The organism is Pseudarthrobacter sp. TAF60_1 (genome assembly GCF_052113505.1).
GTDB lineage: Bacteria > Actinomycetota > Actinomycetes > Actinomycetales > Micrococcaceae > Arthrobacter.
Window position 1 is genome coordinate 1 of record NZ_JBFRDI010000071.1, and the last position, 355, is coordinate 355.

A 355-nucleotide genomic window follows, 5' to 3' on the forward strand; every position below is an offset into this window, starting at 1 on the left:
TCACCGGGCTGGCCACCGACTTCTGCGTGGCATGGACCGCGATGGACGCGCGCAAGGCCGGCTTCGAGGCCTATGTAATCGAGGACGCCACGCGCGGCATCGACCTCAACGGCTCGCTCGCCGCGGCCTGGAAACAGATGGCGGCCAAGGGCGTCAAGCGCATCCAGTCCGCCGATGTACAGGCCACCTGAACGAACGAATCGTTCCCCGACGACGACAACCTGAGAAAAAGACGCATGAAGCTTTCGATATCACGGCGCGCCATGGTGGCGGGCGGCGCAATGCTGGCGCTCGGCCCCGGATTTCTTCGATCGGCACGCGCTGAAAACGGCGTGTCCGACACCACCATCCGCAT

1 protein-coding gene is annotated in these 355 nt (G+C 64.5%); it reads left to right on the forward strand.

Translation table 11 applies throughout. The annotated features are described in order from the left end of the window. The coding region (locus AB4Y73_RS20520) for an isochorismatase family protein (RefSeq protein WP_441874530.1) at positions 1-191 on the forward strand (191 nt) is incomplete at its 5' end. Between the last annotated feature and the right edge of the window lie 164 nt (positions 192-355).